This window comes from Pseudomonas sp. R28(2017), from assembly GCF_002112505.1.
Taxonomy (GTDB): Bacteria; Pseudomonadota; Gammaproteobacteria; order Pseudomonadales; family Pseudomonadaceae; genus Aquipseudomonas.
The window spans coordinates 1-17,116 of sequence record NZ_NEHW01000011.1; the positions used below are offsets into that span (position 1 = coordinate 1).

Below are 17,116 nucleotides of genomic sequence, written 5' to 3' on the forward strand. Positions count from 1 at the left end.
TTTCACCCGATGTAGATCTGGAAGTGCTTTCACAACAGTTGTTGAAGGAATTAGAAAAATCACTCGCTCATCTTCAATGGCTCGAGCCGCTTTCAGCTGTCGAGGTGGCAGGTGTGGAGGCTAGACGAGCCGAGTTGCGCTGGCGTCAACAAGGTCAGCCCGTGCACCAGATTCAGCTGATTTTTCTGCACCGGGACGAACATGGATGCCCGCTCCTGATCCAGCTCACGGCAACCAGCAACAATCCCAAAGGCATGACCGCTATCGAGCGCAGTGCTTTCGAAGAGATGACCGGCAGCCTGGAGCTACGCACAACGGAAGTTGATAAGGCAGCCGCCGTATGACCGGCGCCGCCGCGCGACAAGATGATCCAATAGAACACTCCAGTGCATTGAGCGGCTTGTTGGGCGGCCTTGCTCTGGGTGCCGGAGCGGTGCTGGTCGGAATTGCAGTGGTCGGAACCGGTGGGCTGGGTGGTTTGGCGATTGCGGCCATGATCGGCGCTGGCGCCGCAACAGGCGCTGGGATTGGTCAGTTGCTGGGAAGTCTTTCGCATGCTCAACGCGAGACCGGGTGGATTACCTCAGGCTCCGACAACGTGCATATCAATGGCAGGCCCGCTGCCAGAGCGCATGTCGATAAAGCGCTGTGCTCCGATCATCCCGGCGTGCCGCAAACCCTGGCTCAAGGCAGTCGCACGGTTTACATCAACGGACAACCTGCTGCACGGGTTGGGGACAGTACGGTCTGTGACGGGAGAATTAGTGCAGGGTCATCGAATGTGTTTATCGGCGGTGATACCGAGACCACGGATGAGATCGCTCCAGAAGTACCCGGATGGCTTGAGGCGGCGGTATTTGGAGTGGGGGTTGCCAGTGCGGTGGCGTTGGTGGGGCCGGCAATGACGCTCTGGGGGATGTTTGGGGGGGTGGTTGGCGGTACTGCAGGCTATCGCTTTGGCGGAGGTCGTTACGGTGAAGGGTCAGATGAACAGAAGTTGATCGCCTTTGGCAGCGCTGTCGTCGTGGGCGGGCTGACAGCGAGGTATGGAGTTCAACCAAATGGTGGGCTTGGATCGAACTTAGGAAATTTGAGAGTCACCCATAGACACTCAAAAGGCCTAAGCGCTTCAAGCGAAGATTTTCAGCCGCGAGCAACTTTTGGCAAGGCTTCTTCTGATGATTACAGGGCTACATTTTTCAGTGCGTATCCTGAGCAGCGAGGAAAAGTTGTCGTTCATCATGCCGTTGAGCAACAGGTTCAAAATCGTTATCCAGGGTTGGTGAGAAATGATGAGATTCATTCGCTCGAAAACTTAAGAGGTATTCCTAAGGAACATAATTCAAGATTGCACTTGAGTGGAATTCGAAAAGAATGGAATAAATTCTATCGGGAATTCCCCAGCCCAACCAAGCAGCAGTTGCTTGACAAGGCGACCGAGATTGATGGTATGTTTGGGGCTGAGTTCAAGCCCCCAATCAGATGAGGTTAGCGTTATGTACTATTATATTGAGCCAGAGGTGGCTGGCGGGCTGGGTGATGGGACAGTTCTGGATGGCTCAGCGTACCCCCCAGTTGTTCACTTTTTAGAGTATGAATTTGATGACTGGCTTGGCGATCAACTTCTTGAATCTTTTCCGTGCTTTATTGTTACTGAGGTGGTTGCTTCCACAATAAAAGAAGCTGGCCTTTCGGGGTGTAGTTTCAGTCCAGTTGATATTAAAAAGTCCGAAACATTTGAAGAGTTAAGTCCAGATGTAGTGCTTCCGGTGTTTGTTTGGTTGAAAGTCAGCGGCGTAGCGGGCGTGTCGGATTTCGGTTTAGCTCAGGATCATCGCCTGGTTATTTCGGAGGAAGCAAATAGACTGCTCAAGAGGTTTGGCTTGGAGAATGCGGACGTTCAGGAGTTTAGCTAGAGGCGTTGGCTTTTTGTTGAGGGGTTGTGATTGCTAGAGTACGGTTTACTAACCATGAACTCTCCAATATCTTGAGCCGACTGCAGTTGTTCGCTAGATACTGCACCTCCTTGCCCAGCACGCTCTGCGCGCTCAACGATAACCTTGCTCAACCAGCCATCGCCGCAGCATCATCTGATGCTCCACCGGCTTCCCATCCAATACGGCATCGAGCGCTCCACCTGCAAGCAATCTGAGCACCACCGGCGCCAACTCGATCCCCTGCAAATGCCACACACCCAACGGCTGATCCGCCGTCACCACCACCTCGGCCTCGTCCACCAACCCCTCACGCAACACCGGCCGCCGCGCCACCCGCACCGCCGTCCAGTCCGCCGCCAGATGCAACGGCTGCGCATCCGGCCAAACCCGACGGCGTTCCCAGAATGGCTGCCCTGCGCGTTCAAGCTCCTGCCCGTAGAAGTCCCGCCCGATACGGGCAAAGCGCAAAAACAGCTGTTCGATCCGCTGCTGATGGAACTGCCTGGCCAGTGCCGCACGCTCAGGCCGGCGCAGCAAGGTGTTGATCACCACCGGTGCCTGCAACGCCGAGGACAGCGACTGGAAAATCCCGTTCCCCGACAATGGGTCAACCGCCATCGCCGCATCGCCCACCCGCAGCCAGTCATCCCCGACACAGTCGCCCGCGAGGATTGCCGTGCTGCTGCGGGCATGCACCTGCGCAGGTTCCAGCGCACGCGCATCGAACAACTCGGCCACCAGCGCCGACGCACGTCGGCGCGCGGCGCAGTATTCAGGCAACGCGGCCTTGCCCGGCAGACCCTCGGCGTCCAGCGTGACCTGCCAGTAGCAACGGCCATCGGCAAGCCTGGCCATCCACGCCCAGCCATCGTCCAGGCTTTCCACTGCCGATGCCGGCTCGCCAGGTGCCGACTGCCAGAGGTTGAGCAGGCTGAGCGTTTCCGGGCCACGCAAGCGGTCTGCCGCCAACGGCGCCTGACGGCCGCGCGCTTCGACCAGGAAGTCGCCCTGCAGCAGCTGCCCGTCATCCAGCCGTACCTGGTAGCCCTCGGCACGGGAAACTTCGCGCACACGCCCTTCCACCAGCGTCACCCCTGCCCGCGTCAGGTCATCGCGCAAGGCGCGGTCGAAACGCTGGCGATCAAGCAGAAACTCCTGATTCAGTTGCAGGTGCTGGCCATTCCAGCGCACCTGGCGCGTCGCTGGCACCGCCGCCTCGGCCAGGGCGCCACCCAGGCCGGCATGGCGCAGCCCTTCCAGCACCCGTTGCGAAACCCCTTCCACAGCGGCAAACCTTCGCCAATCGGAGACGACGGTGACCGGGTAACCCAGCCGGCACAGGCCCAGCGCAGTGGCGGCACCCGCAGGCCCGGCGCCCAGTACCAGAATGCGAGGTTCAGGCATCTGCCGCACCTCGGCGCTCCGGGCCGCTGAACGCAGCGTTGGCCTGCAGCCAGGCATACACCTGTTGCCGGTCAAGGCCGGGCTGCTGTTGCAACAGTGTCGCAATGCGCCCGCTCACCGCCGCACAGCCAAGGCTCGCACCGGCCCGGCCGCGCTCGCCCACATGGCCCCCGAAATCAGCCTGGGCACTGCCGAGCCACGACCACTGCCCTGGCGCGCAGCGGGCATCGCCGGTGATGCGGATGACCCCCGGATACGCAGCCGGGTACACGGCACTGCCCTGCGCCGGGCTAGACGCGCACAGCAGCACCCCGGCCTGCTGCACTTCGGCACAGGCCTGGCGCAACACGGCCCGGTCCTGCTGCAAGCCAAGGCTGAGATTGATCATCGCGACCCCCTGTTCGGCCAGCCAGAACAACCCGGCGGCGACCTGCAAGGCACTGGTGCTGCCCTGCTCGGTGAATACCTGGGCCAGCAACAGCGGCAGCTCGCCGGCCTCGGCTTGCAGGCTGGCCAACACGGCGCTGCCATGGCCAAGCCGGTCAGGTTGCAGCTCACCCTCGCACAGCACCCCCTCGTCGAGCCAGAAGCGCCGCGCCGCGACCAATGCCTGCGATGGCGCACAACCACTGTCGATCACACCCACCTTGAATTCAGCGGCCATGCTTGATCGCCTCCTCGGGCAACACCCGCAGTTGCCCACCTTGCAGATGCAGGTGCAGGTCGGCATCGGCCAGGGTCGATGCGCGGTGGCTGATCAAGATGCGCGTGCGCCCGGCAAACAGTGCGTCGATGGCAGCAATCACTTCGCGTTCGGTGGCTTCGTCCACCGCCGAGGTGGCCTCGTCGAGCACCAGGATGGAAGGCGCCTGCAGCACCGCCCGGGCAATGGCGATGCGCTGCTTCTGGCCACCGGAAAGCTGCTGGCCGCGCTCGCCGAGCAGCCCGTCCAGGCCCATCGGCAGGCTCTCGACCAGGCTGTCGAGATGAGCCAGCTGCACCACCCGTTCCAGCGCCTCACGGCTGGCCTGTGGTGCACCATAGGCAAGGTTTTGCGCCAGGGTGCCGCGGAACAACACGATGTCCTGGCTGACCACCGCGATGCGCTGGCGCACAGCGGCCAGGTCAAGCTCGCGCAGGTCGGCGCCGTCGAGCAGGATGCGCCCGGCATCCGGGTCGTAGAAGCGCTGCAGCAGGTCGATCAGGGTCGATTTGCCGACGCCGGAGGCGCCGCTGATGGCGACCTTCAGGCCACCGGCGATGCAGGCATCGACCTGCGCCAGCACCGCGCCCTGGCGCCCGTCATGGGCAAAGCTCACGCCTTCCAGGCGCAGCTCGCCTGGCCCTTGCGGCATGGGCCTGGGCGATTCGGCCTCGCGCACGGCCACGGCTTCCTGCTTGAGCTCCATCACCCGGCCCAGGCTCACCGCCATGCGCTGCACCGCCACGTACAGGCCCAACAGGCTCTGCACCGGGCCGACCGCCATGCCCATGTAGGTGGAAAACGCGATCAGCGCGCCGAGCTGCCAGGTGCCCTGGATCACCCACCAGCCGCCGACCAGAAACGCGCAGGCGCGGCACCAGGAGGTCAAGGTGCCGGGGATCGCCTGGGTGAAAAACTCGGTCACCTGCACCTTGAGCAGCTGGCGCATGTAGCCCTGCCCCAGTTGGTCCAGGCGCCCGGCCTCGCGGTTCTGCTGGCCTGCGGCCTGGATGAACTTCATGGCCGGCAGTGTCTCGACCAGGAACGACGACACGTCGGCCGAGCGCTCGCGCAGGTTGCGCACCTCGCGCTCGACCTTGCGCCGCATCCAGCGCAGCCACAGCACTTCGATCGGGATCAACAGGGCCAGCAGCAACGACAGTTGCCAGGACAGCATCAGCATCAGCGCCACCGCGCCGACCAGGCCAATCACCGCCGACACCGCCGAAAACAGCGAATCCACGGCAAAACGCTGAATCTCGGCGACATCGCCGTCGAGCCGCGAAAGGATGTCACCGGTACGCCGACGCCCGTAGAAGGTCGGCGACAGCTGCTGCAAGTGGCGGTACAGGTCATCGCGCAGGGCAAACAGAATGCGCCCCGACAGGCGCGTGTGCAGGTAGCGGTTGACGCCCGCCAGCACCGTGCCCAGCAAGCCGGCGCCGATCATGATCGCCGCCATGTGCCAGAGGGTCTGGTAATCCTTGGCCAGCAGGCCTTCGTCGATCAGTGTCTTGACCAGCCAGGGCTGCACCAGGGCCAGCAGCGAGGCGCCGAAGGACAAGCCCAGCAGCACGCCGATGGCCCGTCGATGAGGGCGGACGAAACCATACAGCCAGGCCAGGGCCTGGCGCATGAGCAGAGGGTTGCCGGATTCCACCAGCCTGGCGAACAGGTTGCCCATGTCAGCCGCGCAACTGCTTGAGCTTGCGGTACAGCGTTGCCCGGCTGATACCCAGCGCTTCAGCGGCAGCCGAGACATTGCCCTGGTGGCGCGCCAGGGCGCCACGAATCAATTCCAGTTCGTTGTCCTTGAGGCTGCCCGATGGCGTCGTGCCGCTGGCCAGTTCGTCCAGCAGGCAATCGGTCAGGTGGTCGAGGGTCAGCAACTGCTCACCGTCCTCGCGCATGGCCAGGGCGGTGCGCACGACCATTTCCAGCTGGCGGATGTTGCCCGGCCAGTCGAAGCCTTCGAGCAGCGCCGCCAGGGCCGGGTCGAGGCTCACGCCCTTGGCGCCGGACTTGTCCAGCAAGCCCTCGATGATGCTCGCCAGGTCATCGCGCTCACGCAGCGCCGGCAGGCGCAGGGACACGCCGTTGACCCGGTAATACAGGTCTTCGCGAAATTGCTGCTCGTGCACCAGGCGCTTGAGGTCGCGGTGGGTGGCGCAGATCAGCGCCACGTCGATGTCCTGCTCCTCGCCCGCGCCCAGCGGCGCCACCCGGCGCTCCTGCAGCACGCGCAACAGCCGAGCCTGCAAGGCCAGCGGCATGTCGCCGATCTCGTCGAGGAACAGCGTGCCACCGTGGGCCTGCATCAACCGCCCGACCATGCCGCCACGGCGCGAGCCGGTGAAAGCGCCCTCACGGTAGCCGAACAGTTCGGATTCGATCAGCCCCTCGGGAATCGCCGCGCAGTTCACCGCAACGAACGGCTTGTCGGCACGCGGGCTGGCCTGGTGCAGGGCACGGGCCACCACTTCCTTGCCGGTACCGGTCTCGCCCAGCAGCAACACCGGCAGACCATTGCCCAGGCCTTGACGGGCCATGCGCAGGTTGCGCGCCAGCCGTGGGTCACCGCCGGCCAGGGCATCCAGCGCGAGGGATTGGTTGGCCGCTGCCGGTTTGGCCTGTGCCGCGCTGCCATTGAGCGGGCTGTGCCGCGGCAGCTGCAGCGCACGGAAAAAGAATTCGCCTTTAGCCGTTTGCACGGTGCTCACCCCGCCCTGCCACAGGCGCGCGATGAAGGCCGGTGAACGCTCGCCCAGCAGGTCGCTGCTGCGCCGCCCGATCAGGCCCTGACGCGGCACCTGGAGCAATTGGCAGGCGTTGTCGTTGGCGGCCAGCACCTCGCCGTCCAGGCTCAGCGCCAGCAGGCCGTGCCAGGCACTGTTGAGGTATTGCGGGCGGCTGTGGAAAGCCAGCACCAGTTGCTCGGGGTGGCACAGGCCGAACAGGCGGCTCTCGATATTGCCAGCCGCCAGCATCAGCAGGCTCAGGCTGTCCTGCGGCTGGGCCATGACCCCTTCGCGGGTGACGTCGAGCACGCCGATCACCTCTCCACGCGGGTCACGCAGCGGTACCGAAGTGCAGGAGAACGGGCTGAGCCGGTCCAGATAATGCTCGCCACAGTTGATCAGCGTCGGCCGGCCTTCGACCACGGCGGTGCCGATGGCGTTGGTGCCGCGTAGCGATTCGCTCCAGCAGCTGCCGGGATGCAGGTCGCGCAGGCCTTCGCGCTCCAGCACGTGTTTCTGCCCTTCGATGGCCAGCACATTGGCCTGGGCATCGCCGAGGATGATGATGCCGGCCTTGCCCTGGCGCGCGACCAGGTAGTCCAGCTCGGGGGTGACCGCGTCCACCAGCAGCCGGTTGCGTTCCAGCAACGTGCGCAGGTCATGGCCCTGCTCCAGGCCCAGCCCGACCTGCTCGCCTTGCAGGCAATCCAGGCCATGGCCGAGGCTGCGGCGCCAGGAGGCGTCGATTTCGTCGCGCAGCATGCCCAGCGGCAGTTCGCCTTCGCTGGCCAGGCGCATGCGCGCCTGGCGGGATTCATGCAGTGGGTCTTGGGCGTTTGTTATGGGAAATTGTCGCGCCATTGTCTACTCCAGCTGTGCCCTCGCAAGGCAGGGCAACGGGCATCAGGACTTGCAGCAGTGTGCTTGAGCCTGACGTTTGCGTAAAGCCGGCAATCGCCAACCCAGTTCCCCCAATGCTGGGGGACACCGCCCACCGCACACGCCACAGCAAAATCCCGCAACCAAGAGCGCAGCCCTTGCCCCGCAAGGCCTCCAGCCTAATGTGAAAAAATTGGCACGGCTGTTGCCCTAGTCCTCCCAGACGCCCCAAGTCCATGGGCCCGTTAGCAGGAGGAACCGACTCATGCTCCGACCGATACCCAACACGCTGGCAGTGGCGATCGTCGCCGGCCTGTTCCAGCTCCCGGCGCAGGCAGCGCTGTATGCCGTCGACACCGGGCCCTATACACCTGAAAACGGCCACTACGCCGCCTGGTACCAGGACACCCATGGCCGCACCCTCGACCTGTGCCTGTCCAAGGCCGTGAGTTCACGCGTCGCCGGCGCCCCCGGCGCACCGTCGTACATGTGCACCCTGTTGCCTGCGCCAGGCATCTTCGACGACACCCAACCGTTGGCCTTCCCGACCAACTGGCCAGATGAATCGTTCTGGTTCACCGCCGATGCGGCCATCACCGATGCCGCCCGCGGGGTCACGCTGACCTACGGCACCGCCATCGAGGCGGCGTTCGGTGGCGGCGATCCGGCCGAAAACGACCAGATCAGTTTTGCCCGCGTGCGGATCCGGGTCGACGTCCCCGTGGCCGGCACCTACGTGGTCACCCACCCCTACGGCGTCGAGGTGTTCGATGTACCCGCCGCCGGGCGCCGCGCGATCAACATGACCCGCGACATCGGCATCGGCTCCGCCGGTACCTTTACCGGCGCACTGAAGGGCGATGTCGGGCCGTTCCTGCGCAGCGTCAACGGCCCTTACACCGAAGGCAGCGAGAGATTCATCGGCGACCCCAACCTCAACGAGCGTGTCACCGGCAGCCCGTTCAACACTAACTTCGTGCGCATCGAAGGCCCTAACGGCATCGACCTGCGGACCGACCTGTTCGCCATTTCCGGCAAGCTCTCCGACGTGGTCCGGCCCACCCCGTTGATCCCGCTGCGCAGCACCTACTCGCGGCACACCGAAAACGGCGACCTGCGCGCCCAGCAGGACGTGTTCGTGCTGGCCCCACCACCGCCCGGCAGCGCCACCCTGACCAGCCAGACCCCTAACCTGCCGCTGACCGAAGCCAACGGCACCGGCACCTGGTATGCCCAGTCGGCGCTCAACCCGGCGCTGCCGACCAGCATGCTGATCAGTGCCGACAACAGTGTGGCCATCCCCTCCAGCAGCGTGACCACCGCCAGCTTGCCGCTCACCGACCTGGTCACCATCACCCGGGCCGAATACAGCCTGGCCAACGCCACCCTCACCGTGATCGCCACCAGCAGCGACGAAACCAGCCCGCCTGCGATGACGGCCCACACCGGCAACGGCACCTTCGTCGGCAACTTCACTGGCGACGGCGCACAGAAAAGCCTGGTAGCCACCCTGTCGCCCATCCCGCCGGCCAAGGTACAGGTCACCAGCGCCAATGGCGGCAGCGACACCGAAGACGTGGTGCTGGTGCCATGAACAGACAAAGGCTTGGCCTTCAAGGAGGCAGCATGAACACTTGGCAACGCCGTGCGCTGTTGGCCGCCGGTTTCTCCCTCACGCTCTCCAGCGCCGCCTGGGCCGCGCTGTCCGAGGTCGACCCTGGCCCTTATACCTTTGCCACCGGCGGCTACCCACTGTGGTACAAGGACGCCGACGGCCTTTCGCTGGAACTGTGCCGCTCACGCGCCGTCAGCACGCTGGTGGCTGGCGCCCCCGGTGCACCGGCCTACATGTGCACCCTGCTGCCAGAGCCGGGCATCTACGACGATACCCTGCCCCTGGTGTTCCCCGACAACTGGCCACCGGAGATGTTCTGGTTCCTGGCCGAAGCCACCATCCCGGCGGTGGGCAACAGCGGCTATGAACTCGACGCCTATGTCGCCGGCCTGGAAGCGGCATTCGCTGCCGAAAACCCGGTCGACGGCGACCAGCAAAGCTTTGCCCGCATCCGTATCCGCGTCTCGGTCCCCCGCGCCGGTACCTACACCATCACCCACCCCTACGGCGTCGAGACGGTCAACGTCACCACCCCCGGGCGGCGGGCGATCAACATCACCCGCGACATCGGCATCGGTGCCCCCGGCAACTTCACCGGCGCACTGAACGGTGCCCTGGGCCCATTCATCCAGGGCGTGGGAGCGCCCTATACCGCCGTCAACCCCGACACCGGCACCACCGACACCTTCATCGGCGACCCCAACCGGCCCGAAGCGATCAAGGGTAGCCCGTTCGGCACCAACTTCATTCGCATCGACGGCCCGCCCGGGCGCATCGAGACCAACCTGTTCACGGTGTCTGGCAAGGTGCTCGACCAGCGTCCGCAGTTGCCAGCGTCGCTGGAACGGGCCACCTACTCGCGCAATGGCAACGGCACCCGGGTGGAAGTGTTCGCCAAGGCCCCGACAGGCGCCAGCGTCTGCTTCCGTAACGGCCTGGCCCTGGTCGGCACGCCGCCAGCGCCTTGCCAGTTCAGCATGCTCACGGACAACAGCGGGCTGTTCTTCAGCCAGCAGCTGAGCCAGGTGGCGCCACCGCCGGTGGTGGTGGTGACCGCCAGCAGCAGCGACATCAACACCCAGCCGACCGCCATTTCGAGCAAGCTGTCCGATGTGGTCAAGGTCAGCACCGCACGCTACGAATGGACCAGCAAACGGCTGACCATCGAAGCGCGCTCCAGCGATGAGGTGGTGATCCCGGACATGGTCGCCCAGGGCTACGGTCGGCTGTCCAAGTCCGGCACCCTGCAGACCCTCACCATCAACGACGTTACCCAGCCACCGGCCACCGTCACGGTCAAGTCGAGCCACGGCGGTGTGGATGTGGAGCCGGTGGTCGTCGTCGGCACCGCGCCGGTCGAGGCCGCCAACCAGCCACCGCTGGCCCAGGCCGATGTCGGCAGCACCAGCGTCGGCGTGCCGTTGACGATGAACCTGCTGCTCAACGACAGCGACCCGGACGGCAACGTCCCACTGAGCATCACCGACGTGACCCAGCCGGCTACCGGCCAGGGCAGCGTGGTGCTCAACGGCAGCACGGCGGTGACCTACACCCCGCCGGCCGGCGCCACCCAACCGGTGGTGGCCACCTTCACCTACCGGGCGATGGACGCCAAGGGCCTGAAGTCGCAACCGGCCACGGTGACCGTAAACGTCGCGCCCAACCAGGCCCCGACCGCCAACCCGGAAACCGTGACCACCCTGGCCGCGCCGCTGACCATCAACGTGCTGGCCAACGACACCGACCCAGAAGGCAACGTGCCGCTGACCGTCACCAACCTTACCCAGCCTGCAGCCGGCCGCGGCACCGTGAGCAGCGATGGCACCACGGTCAGCTACACCCCGCCGGCCACGGTGACGACGGCCTTCACCACCACCTTCACCTACCAGGCGCGTGACTCCCTGGGTGCGGTATCCGCCCCGGCCACCGTCACGGTCAACGTGCAGCCACGGCCTGCGGCCGGCGAGACCTTCACGGTCACCGCCGCCACTGTCCTGGCCCGCTCGAACAACCGTTACAACTGGGATGTCAGCGGTACCTCGTCGGTGACCACCGGCAACACCGTCACCGTGCGGGTCACCACCACCACTGGCGTGCAGACCCTCGGCACCACCACGGTACCGGTGACCGGCCGCTGGCGCCTGACAGTGAGCAACAGCACCACGATCGTCCCGACGGCCGCACCGACCGCCACCGTGACCAGCAGCCAAGGCAGTACCCGTACCGTCAACGTGACTGTGCAGTAAGGCCGGGAGAACGCCATGAAGCGCCTGTATCCACTGCTGCTGAGCCTGGCCCTGGCGGGCCAGGCCGGGGCCGATGACCTGATGGACAACGCCGACCTTGCACCCGGCAGCGACCTCGGTGAACCGGTGATCATCCGCCTGCTGCCGGCCGGTGCCGGTCAGGCGGCGGTGATCGAGCAGCAAGGCAACGGCAACCGCGCCGCCCTCGACCAGAACGGCCAGGCCCTGCTGGGCCGCATCGTCCAGGCCGGGGGCGCGCAGGAGGCGTACATCCTGCAGGAAGGTAGTGACCTGATGGCCAGCATCAGCCAACAGGGATATGGCAACAGCGCTGCGATCCGCCAGAGCGGCACCAGCAACAGCGCCAGCATCGAGCAGATCGGCAACAACAACAGCGCCAGTATCGAGCAGGCCGGCACAGGCCTGAGCAGTTCAGTGACCCAAGCCGGCAATGGCCAGCGTGTTCAGATCACCCAATACCGATAGACCTGGAGGCACCACCATGTTCAAGCTCGCTCCCCTAAGCGCCGCTATCGTCCTGGCCCTGGCCGGCCAGGTCATGGCTGACGACAGCACCTCGAACCAGTCGCAGAACGGTAACCAGAACATCGCCGAGGTGCAGCAGACGGTTGCGCCGTTCGCCGCGGCCACCCAGACCCAGACCGGCAAGGGCCACAACCACCTGGCGGTGCAGGAAAACAGCACCAGCACCATCAACCAGACCGCCAGTGGTTCGTACAACGCCGCTTACGGCGAGCAGCTGTTCGAAAATGGCAGCCAGATCACCCAGCAGGCCGCCGGCTCCTACAACGACGCCTTCGCCAGCCAGTCGGTGGGCGAGAACAACCAGTCGCTGCAGAACCAGCAAGGCAGCGAGAACCGTTCGACCGTGTGGCAGGACACCCAGGTCAACAGCCAGGCCACCACCACCCAGAGCGGCCAGCGCAACGAAGCCTTCGTCGAGCAGCTGTTCGGCGGCAGCAACAACCGCGCCAACATCACCCAGGATGGCCAGGACAACTACGCCGCCTCCGAACACATCCTGCACAACGACGGCTACGTGCAGATCTACCAGCAAGGCAAGCAGAACTTCGCCTACGGTGACCAGCGCGACGGCAACGGCGGCACGATCACCATCGACCAGTACGGCACCGGCCACTCGGTGGAAGTCTGGCAGGACACCCAGACCGGCGCCCGCGCCACGGTCAACCAGACCGGCCAGACCAACGAAGGCTACATCGACCAGAGCTTCGGCAAGGACAACGTCGCCAACCTGTATCAGACAGGCCAGTCCAACGCCAGCTGGTCGGATCAGTTCGAGACCAACAACTCGAACACCACCGTCTCGCAAAGTGGCAAGAACAACAGCAACTTCAGCTACCAGACCGGTGACAACCAGAGCCTGACCATCTACAGCAAGGGCACGGGCAACAAGGTCCTGGCCAGCAACTGGAAAGGCGACAAGATGGGTGGCCAGTTCGGCAAGAACCAGACCGCCAACATCAACCAGGACGGGACCAACAACAGCGCCAACCTGACCCAGAACGGCGAGTACCAGCTGGCCACGCTGAAACAGAAAGGCACTGGCAACACCATGGAGACCAAGCAGGCCGACAGCTACAACGAGCTGTACTTCGAGCAGAACGGGAGCGACAACAGCCTCATCGCCGACCAGCGCGGCACCGACAACTACGCCTACGGCTCGTCCACCGGCAGTGGCAACACCATCAACCTGGACCAGTCCGGCTACGCCAACCAGAGCTACACCACGCAGCTGTACGGCAGTGGCAACAGCGCAACCATCAAGCAGGCTGACAGCGCCAACGTCGCCTACGTGACCCAGGGCGGCACCAACAACGCAGCCATCGTGAACCAGAGCGGCGCCTACCAGAGCGCCACCATCAGCCAGATGGGCAACGGCAACACGGCCACCGCTACCCAACGTTAATCGGCTCCCCCCTTGAACCGCGGCGTCTCCTCTCCCTGGCGTCGCGGTTCCTTTTTCTGTGATGTAGATACTGTACCTAATCATAGAGATCAAAGCCTTGATCTCTCAAATTGCCCCCTTTTTTATGTTGAGGCTTGGTCCCACCAGGGACAACCCATGTTCCAGTCCGACCTCGGTCTGTTCAGCCCCCCAAGCCGCAACTTCTACCGACTCGGTCTTGTGGAAACTGATCGCCAAACCACGCACTGCGTCATTTTATGCGCACCTACTCTGCGCGTAGTTCATTCGCCAGCCTCGCCACTCGATTTATATTATTATGGAGCGCAGCCATAGCCGTACGCTCATTCTTATATTGATTAGATTTTTTATACTGGCTCAAGCCCTCCCACTTTGAAAGGTTGCCGCCGCCAGTTTTGATTTTATACTCAATCGCGCTTGTCAGCACAGTAGGGGGCACACCTCTTTGCGAATTGCCTGCCTTAGCGTTATAAGTATCAACCATATCACTTGCCAGTTGATTATAATCTGAATAGTCAGAATTCATTTTCACCCAAAAATCACTACTCGTAGATCGCGGATCAGACGTCCTATATATTTTATTCACCCGACCAACATGTGTTCTCTTAGCAGAACTAGTAGAGCCAGTAAAGCCAGCAGAACCAGTAGAACTAGCAGAGGTAGCAGAGGTAGCAGAACGTAAGCTATAATCGATCGGGTGCTCTTGGAGCGGTAGCTTTCTTTTCAAATCTGCGCGACGCCCGCTTGCAAGCACTTTTTCTCGCACAATTGTAGACCACCGAGCCATTGCGCTTGGATCCGAATAATTGACTGGATCAGCTTCGCAATAAGCATAAGCGTTCAGTCCGCCCTCGTAGAATGGGCTCAATCCGTCTTCAGAGCAAAATCTCATTAACACTGGGCTATATATCCGCCGTCCCACCCCGAGAAAATCACAACCTGTCATGGTATCCCTTCGCTCGCCGTTGAACCCAACCAAGCTTCCTCTAAACGCCCAATAAAAGCCGTAAGGCGTATAGCTCCGAATTTTGAACATGGTCTTTCCCTCACACTTATACCTAATTACACTTGAACAAAAACCAGTAAATCACAACTATCATTTTTATCAGGTACAAAAAGCTATCCATCAGTTATAGTTACTAGCTATCTGTGCTAGGCCAGGCACGCCGGATGAATCGCTAGATTATGAGCTTGTTATGTTCGATGTGAGGACCATGATCCTTCGGGCAGCCAGTTGTTTCGATTTCACTGGGCTTGCCTGCGGTGTTCCTGTTTGGCGGGTTGCAGCGCTCGGACCGGACCCAGCAGATTCCATTGAGTCATGGCGATGTGCTGGTGTGGGGAGGTGAAGACCGGTTGCGCTTTCATGGGGTATTGCCCAATGTCAACACCCCACTGGATCCAGAAGCTCCGCGAACTCAAAACCCAGGTAAGCCCAGCCTACCGAAGGGATTTGTGGATGCTCATGAAGCAGGCCAAGTATGGAAATTATGATCCTGCAAAGGACGATGGCATCGACTTTTCCCAATATCCTGCAGACGATGCTGACATCAAGAGAGACGGCTGGAGCAAACACAAAGGCATGTGCTGCGACAGCGCCGAGACAGAATACGTGGCACTGGCCAACAAGTTCTGAGTGAGTACAAGAACGTTGCATGTGCGGGCCGCTTCAGTGGCTCGCACGTTTTTAACTCACAGTCCTTACCAGCAAGTCACTATCGACACCCTTCAGCGAGGGCTGCGCTCTCGATCGCCTGCAAGCGCGACTCCTACAATGACCGTGTACGCCTTACAATGCCGACATCCCTACATCGCGCCATGGCCCCATGATCCAGTCCGACCTCGACCTGTTCGGCCCCCAGCCGCAGCGCCTGGCCAGCCACACTGTGTTGCTGCCCGGCTTCGCCCTGGCCGTCATCGAGCCAATGCTCGACGCGCTGCGCCCGGTGCTGCGTGCCGCGCCGTTCCGGCACATGCAGACACCGGGCGGCCTGAACATGGCAGTGGCGTTGACCAATTGCGGGTCGCTGGGTTGGGTCAGTGATGCCAAGGGCTATCGCTACAGCCCCAACGACCCGGTCAGCGGCCAACCCTGGCCCGCCCTGCCCCAGGTCCTGCTCGAGCTGGCCGGCCGTGCAGCGGCGACGGCCGGTTTCGAGGGTTTCGTGCCCGATGCCTGCCTGGTCAACCACTACCTGCCCGGCACCCGCCTGAGCCTGCACCAGGACCGCGACGAGCAGGACTTCAGCCAGCCTATCGTGTCGATTTCACTGGGGTTGCCGGCGGCGTTTCTGCTGGGTGGGTTGCAGCGGTCGGACCGGACTCAGCGGGTTCCGTTGAGCCATGGGGATGTGCTGGTGTGGGGGGGTGAAGACCGGCTGCGCTTTCATGGGGTGTTGCCGGTCAAGCCGGGTGTGCATCCACGAATGGGCGAGCGGCGGATCAACCTGACCTTGCGCAAGGCGGGGTGATTCAAGGGTTCGACGATGGATTTGCAGAGCCCGTAAGATCGAGCGCCGCCCGCGCGGCGCATCGCGAGCTGCGCTCGCTCCTACGTTTGTTTCGGGCCAATCATTCCTGTGGGATTTGCGCGCGGACGCCTTGGCGCATGTCGCGATATCGCGTCGTACCGACAAAACGGTCGCGCGCGCCTCTCACAGGCGATACTGGCCCGAAACAAACGTAGGAGCGAGCGCAGCTCGCGATGCGCCGCGCGGGCGGCGCTCGATGTCACAGGCACCAAAAACCTCAAGCCAACCACCAAAGCCCATCACTGCGCCTGATTCTGGCTCAGGAACTTATCCACCTCAGCCTTACCCTCTCCCGGATCCCCCGCCACCTGCCACAAGCGCCGTTCGATCCCTTGGGCCAGCAGATGCCCCACCGCCGCCTCGATCGCCGACAGCACACACAACTGCGCCGGTTCGTTGGTGGTGTAGCCCACCTCGGCCTCAAGCAGCTTCTTGAACTCGATGAACTTGAACACCCCGGCATTGCGCCCGACCGAGTAGATGGTCTTGCTGGTCATCACGTTGGCCAGCACCTGCCCGGTGCGCACGTCCACCGCGCGCAGGTTGACCGTGACCTGGTCGACCCGGTACTCGCGGGAGATGTCGATGCCCAGGTACCGGGCGCCCTCGCCGCCGCTGCGCACGTTGGTGTCGTAGGCGATGATGCCCCCTTCGAGCATCAGGTTGGCGGCCTGCAGCGGGGGCAGTTCGCTCATGATGTTCTCGGGCACGTCGGGCTTTTTCTGCGAAGCACGGATGATCTTGCGTTCGGTCAGCAGGTTCTGCAGGCCCTCGCGCTCCAGTACCACGAACCAGCCACTGGCATTCAGGGCATCCATCAGCATGCTCGCCGCGCCTTGGGTGACGCTGGTGGAGAACGAGCTGGCCGGGGTCGGCTTGTACTGCCCGGTCTGGTCGCGGAAGCCATACACCACGGCCATCAAGCGGCCTTTGGGGCGCGGCATGTTGATCAGGTCGTAGTAGGTCGAGGCGCGTGGCGTCAGGGTCGGGGTTTCCGACTCCTGTTCGGCCGGCATCGGCTCGCGCAGGCCGCAGCCCTGCAGGCCGGCAAGCGTGGCGACAATCAGTAAGGTGCTCAGCAGACGTTTCATGGTGCT

15 protein-coding genes and 1 pseudogene are annotated in these 17,116 nt (G+C 63.2%); 10 read left to right on the forward strand and 6 right to left on the reverse strand.

Annotated elements, in window-relative coordinates; translation table 11 throughout:
- The 3 genes from CAF78_RS19085 to CAF78_RS19095 all read left to right on the forward strand — a co-directional run.
- The coding region (locus CAF78_RS19085) for a DcrB-related protein (protein WP_143515070.1) at positions 1-344 on the forward strand (344 nt) is incomplete at its 5' end.
- On the forward strand, positions 341-1,486 hold the full coding sequence (locus CAF78_RS19090; RefSeq protein WP_218189786.1) for a PAAR domain-containing protein: 1,146 nt from the start codon (positions 341-343) through the stop codon (positions 1,484-1,486). The genes CAF78_RS19085 and CAF78_RS19090, both read left to right, overlap by 4 nt.
- Before the next feature lie 10 nt (positions 1,487-1,496).
- Positions 1,497-1,916 carry a hypothetical protein gene (locus CAF78_RS19095; RefSeq protein WP_256573945.1) on the forward strand — a complete coding sequence of 140 codons (420 nt, stop codon included), beginning with the start codon at positions 1,497-1,499 and terminating at the stop codon, positions 1,914-1,916.
- A 132-nt stretch (positions 1,917-2,048) separates the two neighbouring features.
- Here CAF78_RS19095 and CAF78_RS19100 read toward each other — a convergent pair whose 3' ends face one another.
- Genes CAF78_RS19100 through CAF78_RS19115 form a run of 4 tightly spaced genes read right to left on the reverse strand, consistent with a single transcriptional unit; the run spans position 2,049 to position 7,643 of the window.
- Complete coding sequence (locus CAF78_RS19100; protein WP_085676870.1) at positions 2,049-3,341, reverse strand: NAD(P)/FAD-dependent oxidoreductase; 1,293 nt, start codon at positions 3,339-3,341, stop codon at positions 2,049-2,051.
- Positions 3,334-4,005 carry a S8 family serine peptidase gene (locus CAF78_RS19105; RefSeq protein ID WP_085676871.1) on the reverse strand — a complete coding sequence of 224 codons (672 nt, stop codon included), beginning with the start codon at positions 4,003-4,005 and terminating at the stop codon, positions 3,334-3,336. The genes CAF78_RS19100 and CAF78_RS19105 overlap by 8 nt, the downstream gene beginning before the upstream one ends.
- Positions 3,995-5,728 carry an ABC transporter ATP-binding protein gene (locus CAF78_RS19110; RefSeq protein WP_085676872.1) on the reverse strand — a complete coding sequence of 578 codons (1,734 nt, stop codon included), beginning with the start codon at positions 5,726-5,728 and terminating at the stop codon, positions 3,995-3,997. Before CAF78_RS19110 ends, CAF78_RS19105 begins: the two co-directional genes overlap by 11 nt.
- Before the next feature lies 1 nt (position 5,729).
- Positions 5,730-7,643, reverse strand: coding sequence for a sigma-54-dependent Fis family transcriptional regulator (locus CAF78_RS19115; RefSeq protein ID WP_085676873.1), 1,914 nt, complete (start codon positions 7,641-7,643; stop codon positions 5,730-5,732).
- A gap of 283 nt (positions 7,644-7,926) precedes the next feature.
- On the opposite strand from CAF78_RS19115, the gene CAF78_RS19120 reads away from it, so the two are divergent.
- Genes CAF78_RS19120 through CAF78_RS19135 form a run of 4 tightly spaced genes read left to right on the forward strand, consistent with a single transcriptional unit; the run spans position 7,927 to position 13,470 of the window.
- The gene (locus tag CAF78_RS19120; protein ID WP_085676874.1) at positions 7,927-9,255 is read left to right on the forward strand and encodes a hypothetical protein; all 1,329 of its coding nucleotides are present in this window, start codon (positions 7,927-7,929) and stop codon (positions 9,253-9,255) included.
- A gap of 32 nt (positions 9,256-9,287) precedes the next feature.
- Entirely contained in the window at positions 9,288-11,522 is a 2,235-nt protein-coding gene (locus tag CAF78_RS19125; RefSeq protein WP_085676875.1) for an Ig-like domain-containing protein, read from the forward strand.
- Between the two features lie 15 nt (positions 11,523-11,537).
- Positions 11,538-12,008: a curlin gene (locus CAF78_RS19130; RefSeq protein WP_085676876.1), complete on the forward strand. Its 471-nt coding sequence runs from the start codon at positions 11,538-11,540 to the stop codon at positions 12,006-12,008.
- A gap of 16 nt (positions 12,009-12,024) precedes the next feature.
- On the forward strand, positions 12,025-13,470 hold the full coding sequence (locus tag CAF78_RS19135; protein WP_085676877.1) for a curlin: 1,446 nt from the start codon (positions 12,025-12,027) through the stop codon (positions 13,468-13,470).
- 265 nt (positions 13,471-13,735) lie between these two features.
- Here the strand turns inward: CAF78_RS19135 and CAF78_RS19140 are convergent, their stop codons facing one another.
- Positions 13,736-14,524, reverse strand: a complete 789-nt coding sequence (locus CAF78_RS19140; protein ID WP_085676878.1) for an RHS repeat-associated core domain-containing protein — start codon at positions 14,522-14,524, stop codon at positions 13,736-13,738.
- Between the two features lie 185 nt (positions 14,525-14,709).
- Between CAF78_RS19140 and CAF78_RS28190 the strand changes: the two are divergent.
- From CAF78_RS28190 to alkB, 3 genes and pseudogenes are all read left to right on the forward strand, one after another.
- Positions 14,710-14,868: pseudogene (locus tag CAF78_RS28190) on the forward strand (alpha-ketoglutarate-dependent dioxygenase AlkB); the annotation flags it as partial.
- Between the two features lies 1 nt (position 14,869).
- On the forward strand, positions 14,870-15,124 hold the full coding sequence (locus tag CAF78_RS28195) for an acyl-CoA-binding protein (protein ID WP_158090047.1): 255 nt from the start codon (positions 14,870-14,872) through the stop codon (positions 15,122-15,124).
- A gap of 190 nt (positions 15,125-15,314) precedes the next feature.
- Positions 15,315-15,959 carry a DNA oxidative demethylase AlkB gene (gene alkB / locus CAF78_RS19150; protein WP_085676880.1) on the forward strand — a complete coding sequence of 215 codons (645 nt, stop codon included), beginning with the start codon at positions 15,315-15,317 and terminating at the stop codon, positions 15,957-15,959.
- Positions 15,960-16,258: 299 nt separating this feature from the next.
- Here alkB and CAF78_RS19155 read toward each other — a convergent pair whose 3' ends face one another.
- Positions 16,259-17,110 (reverse strand): CsgG/HfaB family protein, encoded by an 852-nt coding sequence (locus tag CAF78_RS19155; protein WP_085676881.1) that lies wholly within the window; start codon positions 17,108-17,110, stop codon positions 16,259-16,261.
- Positions 17,111-17,116 lie beyond the last annotated feature (6 nt).